Here is a 20,879-nt window from a genome sequence, read left to right on the forward strand (position 1 = left end):
GTTCACCTCTTGCGGTGCTTTTGATCACTTCACAAATTCAACTTCCGGATACAGGGTGGACGGTTCGAGCAATAACGATTGTGGAATGCCTTTCAAATGGAGGTCGAAAAATGCCGTGATATAACTTCGCTGTGCAGCCAACATCCGATCGGGACCGGCGAAGCCGATTAAGCTTTGAATGACTTGGGGCGACATACTCAGCTTGCTTTCCAGTTGCGGAAGCAAAAACTGATAGTCCGTAAAGGTGAAGTGCGCCCCCTCAGGTATGCTCAAATCCAGTTTCCAGCCGCTGGAATGCCGCCAGAAGGAGTTCCGGTCTTCCGCGGTAAGATGCGAATCCACTTCCCCGTCCGAATTGTAGCCGGCTTCCATAAGCAGGAACGGACGATCCAGTCCGTGCTGCGCCACCGGCAGCGGGTAATCCGGCATAAAACCCATAGTCCCGTCCATATCGATTCCTGCAGCGACTCTGTCATCGACATACATCAGTTGAGCGGCTGTCGCACCGCCGGCGGAATGACCGAATATGCCGATCTTGGACAGATTCATAACCTTATCAAGACCTGATGGCAGTGGTATTTGTTTGTGGTCAGAATTTCCGCCTTCCCGGATTGCTGCAAGCTGGTCCAGCACGAAACGCATATCATCGACTCTGACGTCCAGCATCTTTAGAATAATCTGTGCTCTATTGCCTCCCGGCAACTGCTCCGTTACCAGATGCCCGTTCGGAAATTCAACGACAGATGTTTCATAAGTGTGATCGACGGTCACCACGATATACCCTTTGCTGGCCAACTCTTCAACCAGCACCGTGCCAAAGATTCGCGGAATCGAACCCCCAGGGGAGTACAAGATCACCGGCCAGCCCTCCTCGTTAATTGCCACGGGTGCTCCGAGCCATGCGTTGGTGCGGGCTTTCGACCATTCAATTCGTCCGGCATCCAGCCCGATGGTGGGGAGTATGTTCCGGTCGTAATGCTCGGCAGCCCCGGGCTCCATGTATAGTGCACGCTTCTCGCCCTCTTGCTGTGCCGGATACCATACGCTAATCATGAGTTCTCTTGCCCGGTCCTTCATCCATGGATCGACCCGCTCGCTGTCTGTCAAATGCAATTCAACCGTACCTACCGCATATGTGCCTGTCGGCTTAGGCAGCTCCAGTTGTACCTTCTCGAAAGAGGCGGCCTCTTCCTGCGGGGCTGTGGCCGCCGACCAGACGGATATACCGATTAAAGCAATCATACAAACCGCAATGACCGATACGGCAGCCGCTCTTAGCATAGGAGCCGACTGTTCTATGACGCTCTTGCTGATGGAGTTGACGGTAATTGTGTAATAAGCTGCGTAAATGAGTACAAATGCAATGACGCAATAAACAATAGGCAAAGTTAAATTGACGCCAGCCATACTGCTCATCAGCTTTTTCAACAGATTTAATATCGCAAAAAAGTGCGCCAATCCGACCGTCAAAGGTAAAAGAAAGATAAAGGCATTCTGCTTAAGAAGTGACTTGCCAATATCCTGGTTGCTAACGCCGATTTTTTTAAGAATATCGTATCTCGATTTATCGGCTGAAGCCTCTGTCAGCTGCTTAAAATAAATAATGCTGCCTGTTGCCATCACAAACACAAGCGCAAGAAATCCCAATACGAAAACATTGACGGCCGACTCTTCCAGACTGAACCGGTAAACCGAATAGAATGAAGACAGCTTCGATTCCGGCGTTTTGACGGCTGCAAGCGCATCGGCAGTCGCTTTTGTCGTTTTTTGCTGTTGTACGGAATAACCGATGTAGTCAGTTGGCGGAATTTGAGTCTCGATCGATTGATACGTACGGTCATTGACTACGATCATCACATCCGGATAGCTCCAATTAAGGACTCTTTCGACCGTCATTCCGGCAAAGGGAAGCGTCATGTCTCCGTCAGGCAGTCGGAGCGTGATGGACTCGCCTTCATAATCAGAGAGTTCATAATCGGTGTACATGGGGCGAATGGCAATCGCTTTCCCTTCATCCACCGGGTCAAGAGGAGGGAACTCTAATGCTCGGGCAACCTGATTATATTGCTGGATTGAGATCACTTTCACGGGGTTCTCGTCCGCTTTCAATTCTTTCTCCGACAATAGATCCCGGCTCGAATCTTTTCCCTTGCTTTTAATGACGCTAATGGTTATTTGCGAGATGACCGGATGATCCTCATCCGCTCGAATGATGCTGTCGACCCTCTGATTAAAATCTTTGTCCTGCTTGATAAACATGTAGCTAAATGGCGCCGTCAGCTTCGCTGTCTTCTCAAACCCGTAATATGTGCCGAAACCTACGCTTAAGGCGCACAGCGCCACAGCGGACAAAAGGGAGATGACGCTCAAGGTGCGCGCATTTCCATTAATGCGATAAACCAGATTTGAAACGGTGACCAGATTCATTCGATTGTAATAATATTTCTTGCTGCGCTTTACGACTTTCAGAAACAGAACCGCAAGCGATGAGAACAGCAGTAGCGTTCCCAGAATGATTCCGCCAAGCATAATGCTAATATTGGTCAGAATTTCCGTCGTGTTATTGAAGCTCCTGAAGGCAAACCAATAACCGACCGCCAGGCAGACAACCGCTAATATTGAAGGGATTACGAAAGCTTTCGGCTGCTGTTCCCCGGCTTGCTCCGCTCGAAAGAGCTCAATTAACTTATTTGCATAAATGATGCGATAGCCCTGAATAGATGTGAATAAGTTAAGGGCTGCGAATACGATAACGGTATTGATGACAGCATCAACGGAAAACGTCATTCCCGCATCTGCCGGCATTCCCAGCAGTTTTAGCAATATCATGTTGAATAGTTTGGATAATAGAGTACCTATTGCAATTCCTGAAACTAGAACAAAGGCACCCAAAATCAGATTTTCGTAAAACAGCATTTTTCCGATCGTGGACCTCTTCAAACCGAGCAATGCGTATAAACCGACTTCTTTTTTGCGTTTTCTCATGAAAAAATTGTTTGAATACAGCACAAATACGGCTACGAATAAAAATAGAATAACGGATGCAGACATGAAAACGGATTGCATGCTTTGCGATTCCATATTTTTCTGCACATCCGGGCTATACTGCAAGGAAACGAAAGTAAAGTAAATCACGACACTGAAAAGCATGGAAATGAAGTAGACAAAATAATTTTTCACATTTCCCCGGATGTTTTTCTTGGCGATATCAAATAATGTCATTGGAGCTTCCTCCCAATACGGTGAGCACATCCAATACTTTCTTAAAAAAGTCGTTTCGGGATGTGCTGCCTTTTGCAAGCTCTGTAAATATGTTTCCATCCTTAATAAACAGCACCCGTTTGCAGAAGCTCGCCGCGTAAGCATCATGGGTAACGAGCAATATCGTGGCTTTCTCCTGCTCATTGAGATTCCTCAAGCTCTCCAATAAATCGGTTGCCGACTTGGAGTCAAGCGCGCCTGTAGGCTCGTCCGCCAAGATCAGGCTTGGCTTGGAAATTATAGCGCGGGATGCCGCCGTACGCTGCTTTTGTCCACCCGATAGCTGATACGGATATTTGTCCAAAATCGGGTGAATGCCGAATTTGTCCGCGATTTGTTCCACTCTTTGTTCCAATTCCTTTACCCTCGTCTTCGCCAGCGCCAATGGCAGCACAATATTTTCCTTCACGGTTAAAGTATCCAGCAAATTGTAATCTTGAAATATAAAGCCGAGCTTTTCCCGTCGGAAGGCGGCTAATTGATCTTCATTCATCTTGGCCGGTCTCGTTCCGTCAATGACGATGTCGCCTGAAGTCGGCTCGTCAATCGTAGCCAATACATTAAGCAGTGTCGATTTGCCCGAGCCTGACGGACCCATTATGCCTACGAATTCGCCCTCTTGCACGGTGAGGTCAATGTTATTCAATGCAGGGTATATGTGCCCATTAGAGCCGTACACTTTTTTTATTCGCTTTGCCTCCACTATGGTTTTCATCGATTTCTCTCCATTCGTCATACGTTTGATTTATATTTTCCATTGTATAACGGGGCACCTAAACACAAGCTTACAAGCTTCATCGCAAACTTACATTTTCGTCACATTGGCATTCGAAGCCTTGTTCGATTACTATGATCGATTATAATCATGTATAAGGCATCGTCATGACGGAAAATGGAGAGCGATATTGTGAAAATACTGATCGTTGAAGACGATCCGACAATATGCGATATAGTTGGCGAAACATTGGCAAGATGGGGTTTTGAAATCGTTCAAGCCGAAGATTTTGACAAGGTGTTGACGCTGTTTCTCCATGAAAGCCCGCATCTGGTTATTATGGATATCAACTTGCCTTCATTCGACGGGTTTTACTGGTGCAATAAAATACGAGAAGTCTCGAAGGTTCCCCTCATCTTCCTGTCCTCCCGGGATACGTCATTGGATATGGTGATGTCGATGAATATGGGTGGGGACGATTATATTCAGAAGCCTTTCCATACGGATGTCCTATTGGCCAAAATAAATGCGCTGCTGCGAAGAACTTACTCCTATCCGGAACCGCGCTCTAACATTATGGAACATGACGGAGTCGTATTAAGTCTGGATGACGGGGATGCCCGGATCGATGGTCAGAAGGCGGATCTGACCAAAACGGAATTTCTCATTCTGAATATTCTCATGAAACATAAAGGGATGATCGTGGACCGGAAGAAATTGATGCGAAGTCTTTGGGAAGATGAAAGCTTCGTGGACGAAAATACGTTGTCGGTCAACATGGCCCGCTTGCGTAAGAAGCTTGCCGAGCTTGGAAAGGACAACTTCATTATGACGAAGAAGGGGAGAGGTTATATCATCCAATGAGTTTTTCTCAATATTTGCGGGATCAAGGGAGCTTCTTCGTCTTTTACATCATTTTGATGGGTATCGTTACGATCATGACGGCGGTGGGGGCGGAAAGCCTCTATGAGGCCCATAATGTCGTTTATATCCATACGATTGGCTTATTTATTGTCCTTGTATATATCCTCATCGGATATTACCGCCGTATGAGCTTTTACCGTGAATTGAATGATTTGGCCGGCACCGGGCATGAGGAATTTCTTGCGGCCATGCCCAAACCTCAAAATAATGAACAACAGCTTTATGTAAAGCTGCTAAAGAAATTACGCGATACGCATGTCAGGCAGCTGCAAAGCTTGCATACCGAGATGAAGGATCATCAAGATTTCATTGCTTCATGGATTCATGAAGTCAAGGTTCCGATTGCCGCAAGCCGCTTGCTCATGGAAACCGGTGGCGAAATAGCGACCAAATCTACGATTGACAAATTGGAGGATGAAATTGACAGAATCGAAAATTATGTGGAACAGGCTCTGTACTATTCCAGGATAGACTCCTTTTCCAAAGACTATTTCATTATGGAAGTACTGCTGGATCCTTTGGTTAAAAAAACCGTCAAAAAATATGCCAAAACCTTTATAGACAAAAAGATCCGCTTTCATATGGATGATACCCTGCAAGCAGTTCATACCGACAGCAAATGGCTCAGGTTTATCCTGGACCAAATCGTATTCAACTCGTTAAAATACACGGAGCCCGGCGGGGAAATTTCGGTGAGGTTTGAAGAGGACCACAAAGAAAAAAGGCTGTTGATTCAAGATAACGGCATCGGAATCAAAGAGGAGGAGCTCCACCGCGTATTTGAGAAAGGATTTACGGGCTCGACTGGCAGAAGATATTCTAAATCAACAGGCATAGGGCTATATCTGGCAAAACAATTGGCTCTTAAATTGGATCATGACCTTTCCATTCAGTCGGAAGAAGGCTTGCACACGACGGTTTTTATTCATTTTCCCAAATACCGAAATTATTACCCGTTCGATTATGATCCTGGCGGATGAATAACTCAGATTAAGCGTGTTCCTCCCTCAAGAATCCAACGGTCTTGCGGTTGAGCTCGCACTCTCGATCGGCGAGCGTGCGCTCGCGTTCGGATCGGTCGAGATCCTCGCGCGCTACGGAATCCATACGAAAACCGTTTGTATGCCGGCTTTACTGCGCCCCCCAATAATCGAAGAAGTGGTCGGATGCCACCTTCTCCACCGGAATATCTTCATGAAATCCATCCCAATCGTATTTGTCTCCGGTTAGGGCTGTAATCGCTTCAACGTCATCCCGCTTCGTTCGGACCCGCAGGTGAATCGTAGCCCGGTCATAGGTATACGCCCAGCTGCTACGCGGCGAGCGGTGAAAACATTCCCATTGCATAGACTCCATCTCCTCTATTCGATACGGCCGGTCTGCAATGTGCGGCCATTAAGGAGAATCACACATTAACCAAGGCGTCTGAATCCCGGGCATAGTCGGACCAGTCGGACCAGGCTTGTTTCAATCACCCTATAAGGTGGTAATACAGATCAAGCCTCACCTGGCAAATCCACATGAAAGACGGAGGGATTATGATGCAATCTATCAAACCGACTGTTCAAATTGTGACAACTGCCATGGATGCGCTGCACGCGGTCCGGGAACTGAACCAACGCGGCTACAAACAGGATGATATCTATGTTCTAGCCCATGACAGTGATCAGACCAAATCGCTCGCCGATGCAACGGACGCTAACCAAATCGGCATGTCGGAGGAAGGGATGTTCACCTCGATGGCCAACGTCTTCCGCTCGCGCGGCGATGAAATTCGCTCCAAGCTGACATCAATCGGGTTGACCGAGACCGAAGCCGAGCGGTACGAAGAGGAGCTTGATCGAGGCCGTGTACTTGTTATTACGAACGTCCACTGAATCGATTGACGATTGATGCGGTTAGGTCGCAAGCCTTGCGAGGCTGGCGGCCTGTTCGCATGTTCGTAAAATAATCCGCCCATTTATATGGAATAGAAGGGTAACAGGTGAGAGATCGAATGAAAACAAGAACGAAACTGATCACCAGCTTTATCGTCATGATGCTGTTAATCTTATTCATATCGTTGTCCGGGCTGAGCAACTTCTCCCGTGTCGGGGACAAGCTCGATGAAGTATATGAGGAACGTTACCAGAAGGTTATGCTCGCCTTCGAAACCCGCGGCGCCGTTAATAATACGGCCAACGGGCTCGTTAATGTGCTGACCGTGCCGACCACCGACAGCATTAACAAGAATGAGTACCTGCTCACCAACGAGCCGGCAATTGCATTGGACCGTCTGGCTCAGCTGAAGAGCCGGGCTTCCACTGAGGCGGAGATTACACTGCTGCAGGACGTGGAGCGCAATATGGATCTCTTCTTCGGCTATCAGAAGCAAATCACTCAGTTGATCAGCGATGGCAAAGGGAGCGAAGCGATCGCGCTGCGGGAGAAAGAAGGCATTCAATATCAGGAAGACACTGTCGCCCTGTTGGACAAGCTTGCCGACAGCCAGCGACGGTTGACCGACGAAGCCGTGCAGGCTGCACAGGATACGAATCAGTATTCACGCAGCATCTTGCTCTGGACAACCATTCTCGGACTTCTGCTGGGGCTCGGTACGATGCTGTGGAATTTGACCGGGGTTACGCGCGGGCTCAACAGCTTGTCGATGCTGATTACGGCCTATACGAAGGGCACCCTTGACCGCAACCTGCGCCAAAAGACGGAGACCGGCGATGAGTTTGGCGATGTCGCCAAAGCGTTCAACCGGCTGGCCGATACGCTGGAGCAGAAGACGGCAATTGAACAAGCCTATAATCAGAACGTCGAGGATGAAGCTTGGGTCAAATCCAACCTGGCGAATACGACGGTCGATTTGCAAAGCGAAACGAATTTGGAGCACATCGCCCAAGCCTTCGTCACCAAGATGGTACCTCTTGTAGGAGCCTCATATGGCGGACTCTATATCCGTGGAGGGCTGGGAAGCGAGAACCGCCTTCGCCTCATGGGCGCATACGCACCGCATGACGGGACCGTGTTCGAGCAGACATTCGCCTTCGGTCACGGCCTGGTCGGACAGTGTGCCGTCAGCAAAGAGACGATCGAGCTGTCCGATCTGCCGGCCTCCCACATTAAGATTAAATCCGGGTTAGGCGAGACAGCGCCGCTCCAGCTTATGCTTATGCCGGTTATGTATCAGAACGACAGCCTGCTTGGCATTATCGAGCTTGCCTCTCTGCAGCCGTTCACGAGCCGCGAGAAAGAACTGCTGCGCGAGCTTGCCGAGAGCTTCGGCATTATCTTGAACAACCTGTTCGGCCGAATGCGTGTCGAAGAGCTGCTGCGCGAATCGCAGACGCTCAGCGAAGAGCTGCAGGCGCAGTCGGAGGAGCTCATGTCCCAGCAGGAAGAACTGCGCCGTTCCAACGATACGCTTGAGGAGCAGACACGCGCCCTGAAGAAATCGGAGGAGCTGCTTCAGAGCCAGCAGGAAGAGCTTGAACAGAGCAACGAGGAGCTGCTACAGAAGACGCATCTGCTTGAATTGCAAATGCGCCAGACGGAACAGAAGAACGAACAAATCGAGAAAACGAAGAATGCGCTCGAGAAGCAGACCGTGCAGCTTGCTCTGGCATCCAAATACAAATCCGAGTTCCTGGCCAATATGTCGCATGAATTGCGGACGCCGCTCAACAGCCTCCTCATTCTATCTCAGATGCTGATGGCCAATACGGAGAACAATCTTTCGTCGAAGCAGATTGAATTCGCGACGACGATTCACTCATCCGGCGGCGATTTGCTGAAGCTGATCGATGAAATTCTGGATCTGTCCAAGATCGGTGCAGGCAAAATGAATCTGGTCACCGAGCATGTGCCGATCTGTGACATGCTGCAAGGCTTGCGCAGAAGCTTCATGCCGGTAGGCCAGCAGAAAGAGATCGGCTTCGACATGTCCGTCGAAGACGGCGTTCCCGAACAAATGTACACCGATGGCCATCGTGTCAAACAGGTCATCAAAAATTTGCTGTCCAACGCATTCAAATTTACTCATCAAGGCGGAGTATCCCTGCATGTCCGTCTGGCGAAACCGGTTGAAACGGCATCCGTCAGCATCGATAGCGGGCGGATGCTCGCGTTTGAAGTGCGGGATACCGGCATCGGCATCTCCGAGGAGAAGCAGGACATTATTTTCGAAGCGTTCCAGCAGGTGGACGGCACGACTAGCCGCGTGTATGGCGGTACCGGCCTTGGGCTTGCCATTAGCCGGGAGCTGGCGCATCTGCTCGGCGGTTTCATCTCCTTGGAAAGCTCGGAAGGCAGCGGCAGCACGTTCACGCTCTTCCTGCCGGAATTCCATGTCGCCGATCCTGCCATCGAAGAGACGGATTCGGCCATGCAGAGCCAGGAGCTTGGCATACAGGCGGTTGCGGCAGCTCTGCAAGCAGCCGGAACGCAGACCGCGCAACCGCCGGTCAAGTCCGCGGATCTGCCCGAGCGGGTTGCAGCGGTCGTGAACGACGATCGCGAAACGATCACCGCCGATGACCGGGTCGTCCTGATTATTGAGGACGATGAGCACTTTGCCCGCGTTATGCTTGATATCGCACGTTCGCACGGCTTCAAGGGCGTCGTCACGCTGCAGGGCGATCTGGGTCTGGCTTATGCCAAGAATCACAAACCGGATGCCATTCTGCTCGATATTATGCTGCCGGTTATGGATGGCTGGTCGGTCCTTCATCACTTGAAGCACAATGCGGACACGCGGCATATTCCGGTCCATGTCATCTCCGTGATGGACGAAGTGCAGCAAGGGTTGTCCATGGGCGCGATCGCTTACTTGAAGAAGCCGGCGTCGAAGGAGCGGCTGGACAGTCTGTTCCAGCAGATCGAATCCTTCCTGGAGCGCAACTTGAAGCATCTCTTGATCGTCGAAGACGATGCCGTGCAGCGATCCAGTATTATGGAGCTGGTCGGCCATGACGATGTCGCCATCCAGGCGGTATCGACAGGCCGCGAGGCGCTGTCCGAGCTGAATGCGCACCATTACGATTGCATGATTCTCGATCTTGGCCTGCCGGATATTTCCGGATTCGATCTGCTCGACGGCGTTCGCCGGAACGATGACCTCCGTGACCTGCCGATTATTATTTATACCGGCCGCGAGCTGGACAAGAAGGAAGAGCTGCAGCTGAAGAAATATGCGGAGACCATCATTATCAAGGATGTCAAATCGCCGGAACGGCTGCTGGATGAAACCACCTTGTTCCTGCACCGGGTCGTAGCCGACCTGCCGGAGGACAAGCGAAGCGTGCTGCGCAAGCTCCACAGCGTGGAAGCCATCTTCGAGGGCAAGCAGATTCTGATTGTCGACGACGATATCCGCAACGTATTCGCGCTGTCCAGCGCCCTTGAAGGATACAAGATGGATATCGTATTCGCAGAGAATGGAATCGAAGCGCTTGAGATGCTTGAAAGCAAGGAATCCATCCAGCTTATCCTAATGGATATGATGATGCCGGAGATGGATGGCTATGAGACGATGCGCCGCATCCGTTCCAAGCCGGAGTATGAACGTCTGCCGATTATCGCCATCACGGCCAAAGCGATGAAGGAAGACCGGGACAAGTGTATCGAGGCCGGCGCCTCCGATTATATCGCGAAGCCCGTCAATATCGATCAGCTCCTATCTCTGATGAGGGTGTGGTTATATAAATAATCAACAGAAACATGACCGGTCCGGTGAGCGGGAGCGGATCGAAATCGAGCTGCTCCTCGAAGGCTTATACCGGTTCTATGGATATGATTTTCGCAACTATGCCTTCTCGTCCGTACGCCGCCGCATCCTGCACCGCGTCAGTGCCGAGCGTCTGCCGTCCGTCACGGCCTTGACCGAGCAAATCCTGCATAACCGGGATGCGATGGACCGGCTGCTGTCGGACCTAACGATCCATGTCACCGAGATGTTCCGGGATCCGCAGGTATTCCTCGCCTTTCGCGAGAAGGTGGTTCCCATGCTCCGCACATATCCGTTTATCCGCATCTGGCATGCGGGCTGCTCAACAGGCGAAGAGGTCTATTCCATGGCCATTCTGCTGAAGGAGGAAGGATTATACGATAAGACGCGCATCTACGCCACCGATATGAACGAGCAGGTGCTGGAAACGGCTAAGGCCGGCGTCTTTCCCCTTGAACGGATGCAGATCTTCACGAGAAACTATATGGAGGCAGGCGGCAAGGTATCGTTCAGCCAATACTATACGGCTAAATACAATTCCGTCATCTTTCATTCGGGGCTGCGGGAAAATATCGTATTTGCCCAGCATAATTTGGTGAGTGACCGGTCGTTTAATGAATTTAACGTTATCTTTTGCCGCAATGTCATGATCTATTTCAACAAAGAGCTTCAGGATCACGTGCATGAGCTGCTGTATGACAGCTTGAGCAGCTTCGGCGTCCTTGCGCTTGGCACGAAGGAATCGATTACGTTCACACGGCATGCCGACGCTTACCAGGAGCTCGATGATTCGCACAGTCGGCTTTACCGTAAGTTAAGATAAGGCAGGTGAATTCTCAGCTGATGATTTCATACGACGGACCGATCAACATCTTGCTAGTCGACGACCATCCGGACAATCTCCTGACATTGGAGGCGGTGCTTGGGGACTTGAATTACAATCTGGTCAAATGTCTCTCAGGGGAAGAAGCGCTGCGCTGCTTGCTCAAGGACGAGTTTGCGGTCATACTGCTCGATGTTCAAATGCCGCAGATGGACGGGTTCGAGACCGCCCGACTTATTAAGATGCGCGAGAAAACGCGGGAAACTCCGATTATATTCATATCCGCGACCAGCAAGGAATCCGAGCATTTCTTCACCGGTTACGAGGTCGGCGCCATCGACTATTTGCTGAAGCCGTTCGTTCCGCAAATTTTGCGGACCAAAATCGAAGGCTTCGTCCGCATGTACGCCAACAATAAGACGCTCCAGCTTCAGAGAGAGCTGCTGCATCAGAAGACCAAAGAGCTGGAGAGGATGAACCGCGAGCTGATGCGCACCGCGTACCAGCTGAACAAGACGCAGGTCATGGCGCGCGTCATTCAGGAGACGAGCATCGACACGATGGTAACCTTCGATGAGGAAGGCATCATATTGGCCGTTAATCCCGCATTAACGCCCATGTTCGGGTATCTCGAGAGCGAAATTATCGGACGTTCCATTGCCGAGCTGATTCCCTGCCTCGGCGGAGAGAACTTTAAGAACGTGGCGGCCGGCGAAGGCGGCCAGCGAATCGAGCTTTCCCCGATCCGCAAGAATGGCAGTCGGTTTCCGGCAGAGGTTCAGCTAGGCCTGGCGATGGTAGATGAGGAATGTATCTATGCCTGCACCATCAGCGATATGACGGAGCGGAAGCGTTTCGAGCAGGAGCTGATGAATGCGAAGGATGAGGCGGAAATCGCCGCGCGGGCAAAGACGGATTTCCTGGCGATGGTGAGCCACGAAATTCGTACGCCTATGAATGGCGTGCTCGGCATGACCGGCCTTATACTGGAGACCGAGCTCGACGATGAACAGCGGGAATATGCGGACATTATCCGCAAGAGCGGCGATGCGCTGCTGGCGGTCATCAACGATATCCTTGACTATGCGAAGATTGAGTCCGGCAGGCTGGAGCTGGAGGAGATTCCGTTCCAGATCGAAATGGTCGTCGCCGAAACCTTCGAATTGTTCACCGCCAAGTCGAAGGAGCTGGATCTCGCGCTGACATGCGAATTCGACCCTAAGCTTCCTGCCATTGTCGTTGGCGATGGCATGAAGCTGCGGCAGGTGTTGATCAACCTGGTTGGCAACGCCGTCAAATTCACGGCGCAGGGCGGCATTCATGTTGCCGTACATCTTCTGGAGAAGCAGGAGGACGCCATTACGCTGGAATTTGCGGTTGAGGATACGGGCGTAGGCATCCCGGAGGAGAAGCTGCCTCTCCTCTTCCAGCCCTTCTCTCAAGTCGACACGTCGCTTACAAGGCGTTATGGCGGAACGGGACTCGGGCTTGCCATCTGCAAAAACCTGGTGGAGCTGATGAATGGGACGATCGAAGTGTCCACCAAGGTCAATGTCGGCACGACCTTCCGGTTCAGCGTGACGATGAAGCCGCAAGGGACGCCCGCAGATCCCGACCGCCGCAGCACAGGCAAAAGGATTTATTTGACGGACCCATCCTCCTCGTCTGGTCTTTCAACGGAACCGCCGGTAGCTTTTACATAATGATCCGCAGCTCGTTCCTTGTCCGGAACGGGCTGCTTGTTGCTTAAGTGTGACACGCAGCCCTTGCTTGTCGCGACTGCTATGCGCCGGCTTACGCTCGCAAGTTATTTCCGGTAGAAGGACGGCGATACGCCGTTCATTTTTTTGAAAGCCCGTATGAAGGAATAAATGTCGGAATACCCGAGCGAAAGCGCGATCTCTTCAACGGACATTACGGAGCCATTCAGCAGCCGCGCTCCTTCCTCCATTCTGAGCGAGAGGATGTAGCGGTTAGGAGGCATGCCCATTGCGCTCCTGAACGTTCGGGTAAAGTGGGAGCGGTTCACGCCGACATACGCCGATACATCCTCAACGGTCACCTTCTCCCGATAATGCAGGTTCAAGTAATCGATCCCTTTCTGAAGCCAATCCTCCTGACGTTGTCCAATTGCAGGCTGACCGGTATCCGACAGCGTATCGAACAGCTCGTACACTTTGGATAGCAGATGGATCCCGCTGTCGCTGTTATCTTGACAGGCAAAGGCGGCAATAACGCGTTCAATGCACTTCTGCACCCCGCTGCCGATCCGGTCGAACAGACAATAATGGCCCTCTCCGATGCCAATGGAACGAAGAAGTGCAGCCGATTGCTCCCCGCTGAAGGCAAGCCAGAACATCCTGAGGCGCTTGTCAGGCTGATGGTTTACCGTGTGAAAAGTCACATTCGGATAAATGCAGAACAAGCCGCCCTCCTTCACAATATGTCGCTGATTGCCTTGAATGAACCGAACCTCGCCTTCAAGCACGAAATGCAGGCTATAGTCGTAACGCACTTGCGGACCGACCTCATAGGTCGGCTTAGCGATGTTCCGACCGGCGCGTATGAGCTGAATGCCGCCGGACTTCTCCAGATCACCAGGCAAATGACGCCACATCTCACAATATTCGCGATCATTCTCTTCCACCCGCTCCGTCCCTCCCCTGATCGATCAATGTCACAATCTGCGAATCAACCGGCAACATTGTACCATTTTCCACAACTATATGTAAGCGTATACTTATATGAGAATTTAACCAAGAGAGGTGATATCCGTGATCAGGTTTGCCGCGCATTTGGAAATGAATTTCGGTGCAGGCCATTCATTTCACGATCGTTGGATGGCTGCGAGAAACAGCGGCTTTCAAGGATGTGAATTCGTTTGGCGAAATTATGAGCTGTCGGAAGCGGTCGAATTGCGGCAAGCGGCTCCGCTCGAAATAAGCTGCTTGGGCGGCACGACAGGAATAGCCGCAGGCGCGCGGCCGGTATTGGTCCTCCCCGAAGACCGGGAAAGGCTTGCCCGCGATGTGGAATCGGCTGTCGCTTATGCCCGGGCGTTGTCCTGCAGCAGCCTGGTCATGGTGTCGGGGAACCTGATTCAGGGCTGGAGCATTGACAAACATAGACAGGAAGCCGTTACATCGTTGAAATATGTAGCTCCGATTCTGGAGGAGGCCGGCGTAACGGCACTAATCGAACCGCTCAACAGCAAAATCGACCATAACGGCGTGTATTGCGACACGGCGGAGGAAGGTTTCCGAATCATACACGATACCGGAAGCCCGAACGTGAAGCTGTTGTACGATGCCTACCACATGCATATTATGCACGGGAATGTCGTCCAGGAGATCCGCAGCAATCATGCGATGATCGGCTATTACCATCTCGCGAGAGTCCCGGGAAGAAACGAGCCGATCGGCGGAGAAATCGACTATGAAGCTCTTCTGGAGGCCGTAGCGGCATCGGGATACGACGGATTCATCGGGCTGGAGTATGCGCCGTCCGGAGACTATGCAGCCGCATTTCAACGCATCAAGCATGCCTATCCGGCCTACATCTCAATGAAAGAGGTGCCTCATGAGTAAAAGGATGAATATTGCCGTCATCGGCGCGGGCGACATGGGAAATACGCACGTAGGAGCCTGGCAGAATGCCGGACACCGGGTCGTATCGGTTACGGACATTAGTGAAGAGCTGGCCAAGAAAACCAAGGAGAAATACGGCATTCCAAACATGTATCTGGATTACAGGGAAGCCGCGGCCGATCCGGAGATCGATATCGTTTCGATCTGCTTGCCGCTTGCGCTGCACGCCCCGGTTACCATCTATGCGGCGGAGCAAGGAAAGCATGTTTTTTGCGAAAAGCCGCTGGCGCGGTCGTTCGAGGAAGTGAAGGCGATGGAAGCGGCGGTAAACAAGGCGGGTGTCCATTTCGGCATCGGTCTCCAGCGCAGCTTCGCCAACAGCTTGAAGATAGTGAAGCAAATGGCGGCGGATCAAGTGTTCGGACATCCGATGCTGATTACCTCCACGGGCGTGGCGGAGGTGCGGCCGAAGCGTTTGATGCATGACGCGAATGGCAATATGGGGCCGTTAATGGACAATTGCTGCCATTATTTCATGATGTGGAAGCATATTTTCCAATCGAGGCCGAAGAGCATCTATTGCATCGGGGATGTATTCGCCAAAGACCGTCCGGAGCTATCGCATATTGAGAAGCTGGCGATCGATACGGCGGTTATGTCCGTGAAATACGAGTCGGGGGATATGGCCGAGATGGTCATTACGTGGGGGATGGCGAAGGGCTTTCAGCTGGGCGGGCGCAGCGACAGGCTGTACGGCCCCAGGGGCGGCGCAGAAGGCGATTTTACGAATATAACGGGCAGCATTACGATCTATGAGGGAGATCAGCGGCGTGAATTAGGAATTGAGGGTCATCGGCAAAGCTTGCATGCCGAGCAATTCCAGACGTTCGCCCAGGCGATCGAGCAGGGTATTCCGGCACCGGTCGGCTTTCAGGACGGCAAGGAGATGCTGACGATTAGCCTGGCGGCCATCGAATCGGCCGTTACCGGCAGAATCGTCGAATACAAGCATCCGGAATAAGCAGGGTTCTTGGACGAATGGAGCTGCGTGACCCGTTCTTGCCCTTCCTGGATGCATCGTATGAACAAAATCGCGATTGCAGCGCATGAACGCCGCAATCGCGATTATTTGTTTCTATTGATCCGGTTTTGGCTCCCGATCCGGAAGCTGACTGACATAGCTGTCCGAATAATGGAGTAGCTTCAGCGCTTTGTTGTATTCAGCCTCTGAGGCTACCGGCTTGGAAGCCCCGTCGCCGGCCAGCGGATATTCGGTGCCGTCCTGGAAGCCGCTTCCCGTAATGAACAGCGACTGCTGACTGACGAATGATCCGGATGGCAAGTAATAACGTTGAGGAAGGATATTGTAGGTCTGATTGAGCAAGTCTTGACCAAAGTAAATCCGATCCTTAAGCGATACGCCCGTCAAATTCGCAATCGTCGGAAGCACGTCAACTTGACCGCCGATTTGGTCGAATACCTTAGGATACGTAACGCCCGGCGATGCCACGATAAGCGGAATGTTGATCATATCGGTGTATCCATACTCGTAGCCGTATATTTCTTCCATCAGCTTCTCATCATCTTTGTTCAGCGAGTAAATCGGCAATCCCAAGTGATCGCCATACACGACAACGAGACTGTTATCCCAGATCCCCTTCTCCTTAAGATCCTCGATAAACTTTCCGAGCGCGTAGTCGGCATAGCTCTGCGCACGGATGTAATCGCCGACGAATGTATCCTTATAACGATCCGGAAGCGTAATATGATCCTTCTCTTCCGGCGTGCTGTACGGGTGATGGGCCGTCATCGAGATGACATGGGCGTAGAAAGGATTCCCCGTCTGCTGCATCTTCTCAAGCTCTTCCGCCGTCTTCCGGTACAGAACTTCATCGGAAGGCCCGAAGAACACCGTATCCTCGGTACCGAAAAATTCCTGATCGTAATAACGGTCGAATCCTAATGCATTGTAAAGCTCCTTGCGGTTCCAAAACTCGACGACATTCGTATGGAAGGTAGCGGTCTGGTAGCCCTTCTCTTCCAGCATCTTCGGCAGGCTCGGCAGCTCCTTGCCGGCATAGACCATCGTTGCCGCGCCGCGCGGCGGTATATAGAACGACGTATTCACGATAAACTCGGCATCGGACGTATTCCCTTGGCCCACCTGCTGATAGAAGTGAGGGAAGTAGAAGTTCTCTTTCATAAGCCGGTTCATGTTCGGAGTGACTTCTTGGCCGTCGATCTTCAGGTTGATCAGGAAATTCTGGAATGACTCCATCTGAATGACGATGACATTCTTGCCTTCAGCCGCATTCTTCAGCTTGGGCTCTTGGGGCTCTTGAACGCCTTTAATGCTGCGGATCGCATCCTGCGTGATTTGTTCGGGCGGCAGCAGATCCTGATCCTCGTTCTTCAGGATGGTATAGGCTTCATAATTTAGAATCCCCATCTCTTCCGCCTTCTTGATTTCGTTCATGCTCGCCCGGTTGGGCCATACGTTCATCAGACAGATCGCGAACGAAACGACGAACAGCGCCATGACAACGGACCGCTTCTCCTTGCGAACGTTGATCATGCTCCAGAACGGCTTGTTCTTGCCGCGGAACGAGAGCACCATAAGCAATATAATATCGGTGAATATGAATAAAAAGTAGGGATCCAGCAGCGAGAACACACTGTTCTTAACCGCCGTTACTTGATTAACCTGCTCAAGCGCATGGTAGGTAACGATAACGCCGTAATATTTGTAATACATAATAACGGCAAAGAAAATGCTTGTAAAAAGTAAATTCACCGCATTATATAGCATCAGCTTCCGCTTGGAGGCAAAGCACTCAATGAGGCAGAAAGCAAGCCAGATGAAGGGAATTTCGGTTACCAAAGGCTGCCAAGTGGGAACCGTATCGAACGTAACGAACCAAGCCAGATAACTCTTTATAAGCAAGACGATTGTAAAAAATATAAACGGTCTTGTGCTTATTCGACGGATAAACGCCGATAAGGACATGATCGCACCTCCTTATGAACTGCACGTAACATTAAAAAAACTATTAGAATTCGCATGAATTTTGCATGTTGCCGATACTAGACTTATTATGCCTTTGTAAAGATGAGATGTCAAAAGGGCTGAGCTCGTATTCTGTATATTTCACTGCAGTTTTCCGCGGCATTTTAAACCCTCGCTACCTTATACGATACTGCTCGCCCAAAAGTCTTCTTTTTTTAAGAAAACGTAAAAAAAACGCGGCACACCTGTAGGTGCACCGCGCTTTATTCGCTTAATTGCATTATTCAGCCCGTCCATATTGCTTCGGCAGAACCCCTTTGAACTGACCGCCATTCGCGCGAATCGCATGATAGGCCCAGTAGGGATCGCGAAGCATGCCTCTTCCGACGGCTACGAGATCGGCATCGCCGCTCGCCACCGTCGCTTCCGCGAGCTTCGGATCGTCAAGGTTGCCGACTGCGATGACCGGCACCTCGAGCGCCTGCTTGACCGCGCGCGCGAAGCCCACTTGATAGCCCGGATAGTTGCCGGGCTTGCGCTTGCCTGCCGGACCCTCTCCGCCGCTGCTGACATGGAATATATCCACCCCTGCATCGCGGTAATGTCTCGCGATCTCGATCATGTGATCGACATCATAACCATCGTCCATATACTCAACGGCAGAGATACGCATGATCAGCGGCATGCCTTCAGGCATCTCGGCCTTCACGGCACGGATAACCTCCGTGCCGAACGCCCATAGATGACGTCCGTATTCATCCTTGCGGTCGTTAATGCCCGGCGAATGAAATTGATGGATGAGATACCCGTGCGCGCCGTGCAGCTCGATCGTATCGACGCCGGCCGCAATGGCCCGCCGCGCCGCGTCGCCGAATTTAATTACCATCGCCTTGACCTCTTCCGTCGATAACGCGCGCGGCTTCTTGAAATCGCCGCTTACCGGGATTGCCGAAGGTCCGACCGGCACTTCCGCGTCCTCCGCCTTCCGGCCTGCATGCGCGATCTGGATCCCGATTTTTGCGCCGTAATGGTGCACTTGGTCGATAATGCGCGCGAATGCCGGGATATGGTCGTCGGACCATAGTCCGAGATCATAATCGCTAATCCTTCCGTCAGGCTCGACATCGGTCATTTCCATTATAATTAATCCGGCCCCGCCTATCGCACGCGACACATAGTGAACATGATGCCAATCGTTCGGAATCCCGTCCTTGGCCTCTACCGAGTATTGGCACATCGGCGGCATAACGACCCGATTGCGGAGAGCAAGATTTTTGAAGGTGAATGGTTGGTCCAAATAGGTCATCTCTCCAACCTCCTAATTAATTTTATATAGTTACTTATATATTTATCATTATAAAACAATCGGATTGCAAAGGAAAGGGGGGCACTTTACGTAACAGTGGCGGCTTAGCCCCGTAACAGTAGTGTCCCCATGAAGACAATTATTTCTCCTTATGCGTAAGTAAGTCTGCTTTCCCGGCTGATGACGGTTCCGGCGTCCGCCCCTTCGCAGACGGCGCGCAGCGATCCCGGCGCATCGAAACCGACCACATGAATCGGCAGCCCATAGTCCCGCGCCAAGATGAATGCCGATTGATCCATCACCTTCAAGTCATGCCGGATCACGTCGTCATAATGAAGGGAACGGTATTTGCGCGCCTTAGGATCGGTCTTCGGATCTCCGCTCATCACGCCGTCCACCCCCTGCTTGGCGACGAGCAGCGCTTCACTGTTCACTTCAATGGCCCGCTGAACGGACGGGTAGTCGGTCGTCACATAAGGCTGACCGTTCCCTCCGGCAAAGATTACGATATACCCCTTCTCCAGGTGATGGATCGCCCGCAGCCGGATATACGGCTCCGCCACGGACGCGATCGGAATGGCCGTCATGACCCGAACTTCCTTATTCGTCGTCGCTTTCAGCACCCCGCGCAGCATCAGGCTGTTGACTACGGTCGCGAGCGTTCCGATATTATCCGCCTCCGCCCGCTCGATGCCCCAATGCTCCGCCAGATTGCCTCTGAAGATATTGCCTCCGCCAATGACAATCGATACCTCGACGCCGAGCTCGATGACCGACATGATTTCGCCGGCAATGCGGTTCATGCGCTCCGGATCGAATCCGGCACCGCTCTGCCCCGCAACCGCGCCTCCACTCAATTTTACCAGCACCCGCTTATACTTGATCATCGAACGCGCCACCTCCAGGCAGAAATAAAAAACACCAAAGCCGCGATGGCTTTGGTGTCTCGCTCATGAGGAACGAATAAGATGTGAAAATAAGCATAACGGTCATTCGCTCCCGTAATCCGCCTCATTCCTCATCCCTCCGTTCGACATGGTTTACTTAGAAGATTACCCTATCCGCTTCCAATTGGCAATGCCGTCCTTTTTCTGCCGTACGGCGGCATTGCATCCATGAATGGTTCGATTAATTTCCGGCCGTGCCGCCCGATCATTTCTTCGACCCAGTGACCTCGACCGCTGCTATTCCTCAGCTACCGCCTATTAAATAATGAGGCTGCTGATGGCAAAGCTCGTGCCGATATATACGAAGCAGAGCAGTACCCCAACGGCAACATTGCCCTCCTTCAATTGCTCGGACAGCCTGAAGCTTGGCGTAACCCACTCGAACACCCAGTATGCCGCCACCAGACAGACATAGCCGACGGCGAACCACAGCATCATATGCCAGATGGATGTATTCGTGTAGGCCGCGACGCCCAGCACGATGGCCGTCGCCAGAAATTTGCCGCCCATCGCCAGCCCGACGGCCGTATTGCCGCGCTTCAGCTCATCCATATCACGGAAAGGCGTCATCCAGTTGAAGACGACCATTCCTAATA

Annotated in this window: 16 protein-coding genes; 8 read left to right on the forward strand and 8 right to left on the reverse strand. The window is 51.7% G+C overall.

The features are described 5' to 3' along the window. Positions 1-24: 24 nt before the first annotated feature. On the reverse strand, positions 25-3,222 hold the full coding sequence (locus L1F29_RS32520; RefSeq protein WP_258386104.1) for an FtsX-like permease family protein: 3,198 nt from the start codon (positions 3,220-3,222) through the stop codon (positions 25-27). Then, positions 3,209-3,976 carry an ABC transporter ATP-binding protein gene (locus tag L1F29_RS32525; protein ID WP_258386105.1) on the reverse strand — a complete coding sequence of 256 codons (768 nt, stop codon included), beginning with the start codon at positions 3,974-3,976 and terminating at the stop codon, positions 3,209-3,211. Before L1F29_RS32525 ends, L1F29_RS32520 begins: the two co-directional genes overlap by 14 nt. Before the next feature lie 192 nt (positions 3,977-4,168). On the opposite strand from L1F29_RS32525, the gene L1F29_RS32530 reads away from it, so the two are divergent. Continuing rightward, positions 4,169-4,840, forward strand: coding sequence for a response regulator transcription factor (locus L1F29_RS32530; protein WP_309252360.1), 672 nt, complete (start codon positions 4,169-4,171; stop codon positions 4,838-4,840). Then, positions 4,837-5,880, forward strand: a complete 1,044-nt coding sequence (locus tag L1F29_RS32535) for a sensor histidine kinase (protein ID WP_258386106.1) — start codon at positions 4,837-4,839, stop codon at positions 5,878-5,880. Before L1F29_RS32530 ends, L1F29_RS32535 begins: the two co-directional genes overlap by 4 nt. Positions 5,881-6,031: 151 nt before the next feature. Here the strand turns inward: L1F29_RS32535 and L1F29_RS32540 are convergent, their stop codons facing one another. Further along, entirely contained in the window at positions 6,032-6,247 is a 216-nt protein-coding gene (locus L1F29_RS32540; protein ID WP_258386107.1) for an alpha amylase N-terminal ig-like domain-containing protein, read from the reverse strand. Positions 6,248-6,441: 194 nt separating this feature from the next. Here L1F29_RS32540 and L1F29_RS32545 point away from each other — a divergent pair, with 194 nt between their 5' ends. From L1F29_RS32545 to L1F29_RS32560, 4 genes are all read left to right on the forward strand, one after another. Further along, positions 6,442-6,777, forward strand: coding sequence for a YflT domain-containing protein (locus L1F29_RS32545; RefSeq protein ID WP_258386108.1), 336 nt, complete (start codon positions 6,442-6,444; stop codon positions 6,775-6,777). A 119-nt stretch (positions 6,778-6,896) separates the two neighbouring features. Continuing rightward, positions 6,897-10,595: a response regulator gene (locus L1F29_RS32550; RefSeq protein ID WP_258386109.1), complete on the forward strand. Its 3,699-nt coding sequence runs from the start codon at positions 6,897-6,899 to the stop codon at positions 10,593-10,595. After that, a complete protein-coding gene (locus tag L1F29_RS32555) occupies positions 10,588-11,436 on the forward strand; it encodes a CheR family methyltransferase (RefSeq protein WP_258389879.1) in 849 nt (282 codons plus the stop codon). The genes L1F29_RS32550 and L1F29_RS32555 overlap by 8 nt, the downstream gene beginning before the upstream one ends. 20 nt (positions 11,437-11,456) lie before the next feature. Continuing rightward, positions 11,457-13,139 (forward strand): ATP-binding protein, encoded by a 1,683-nt coding sequence (locus tag L1F29_RS32560; protein ID WP_258386110.1) that lies wholly within the window; start codon positions 11,457-11,459, stop codon positions 13,137-13,139. A 104-nt stretch (positions 13,140-13,243) separates the two neighbouring features. Here the strand turns inward: L1F29_RS32560 and L1F29_RS32565 are convergent, their stop codons facing one another. Then, positions 13,244-14,083 carry an AraC family transcriptional regulator gene (locus L1F29_RS32565; protein ID WP_258386111.1) on the reverse strand — a complete coding sequence of 280 codons (840 nt, stop codon included), beginning with the start codon at positions 14,081-14,083 and terminating at the stop codon, positions 13,244-13,246. Positions 14,084-14,210: 127 nt separating this feature from the next. Between L1F29_RS32565 and L1F29_RS32570 the strand changes: the two genes are divergently transcribed. Together L1F29_RS32570 and L1F29_RS32575 are read left to right on the forward strand one after the other, a co-directional pair. Continuing rightward, complete coding sequence (locus tag L1F29_RS32570) at positions 14,211-15,023, forward strand: hydroxypyruvate isomerase family protein (protein WP_258386112.1); 813 nt, start codon at positions 14,211-14,213, stop codon at positions 15,021-15,023. Then, the gene (locus tag L1F29_RS32575) at positions 15,016-16,044 is read left to right on the forward strand and encodes a Gfo/Idh/MocA family protein (RefSeq protein ID WP_258386113.1); all 1,029 of its coding nucleotides are present in this window, start codon (positions 15,016-15,018) and stop codon (positions 16,042-16,044) included. The genes L1F29_RS32570 and L1F29_RS32575 overlap by 8 nt, the downstream gene beginning before the upstream one ends. A gap of 114 nt (positions 16,045-16,158) precedes the next feature. Here L1F29_RS32575 and L1F29_RS32580 read toward each other — a convergent pair whose 3' ends face one another. The 4 genes from L1F29_RS32580 to L1F29_RS32595 all read right to left on the reverse strand — a co-directional run bounded on the left by L1F29_RS32580 (position 16,159) and on the right by L1F29_RS32595 (position 20,871). Beyond that, positions 16,159-18,030 (reverse strand): LTA synthase family protein, encoded by a 1,872-nt coding sequence (locus L1F29_RS32580; RefSeq protein ID WP_258386114.1) that lies wholly within the window; start codon positions 18,028-18,030, stop codon positions 16,159-16,161. A 280-nt stretch (positions 18,031-18,310) separates the two neighbouring features. Continuing rightward, complete coding sequence (locus tag L1F29_RS32585; RefSeq protein WP_258386115.1) at positions 18,311-19,336, reverse strand: NADH:flavin oxidoreductase/NADH oxidase; 1,026 nt, start codon at positions 19,334-19,336, stop codon at positions 18,311-18,313. A 149-nt stretch (positions 19,337-19,485) separates the two neighbouring features. Then, on the reverse strand, positions 19,486-20,223 hold the full coding sequence (pyrH, locus tag L1F29_RS32590; RefSeq protein ID WP_258386116.1) for a UMP kinase: 738 nt from the start codon (positions 20,221-20,223) through the stop codon (positions 19,486-19,488). 318 nt (positions 20,224-20,541) lie between these two features. Continuing rightward, a complete protein-coding gene (locus tag L1F29_RS32595; protein ID WP_373876579.1) occupies positions 20,542-20,871 on the reverse strand; it encodes a DUF350 domain-containing protein in 330 nt (109 codons plus the stop codon). Between the last annotated feature and the right edge of the window lie 8 nt (positions 20,872-20,879).

Origin of the sequence: Paenibacillus spongiae (genome assembly GCF_024734895.1) — a bacterium.
GTDB lineage: Bacteria > Bacillota > Bacilli > Paenibacillales > Paenibacillaceae > Paenibacillus_Z > Paenibacillus_Z spongiae.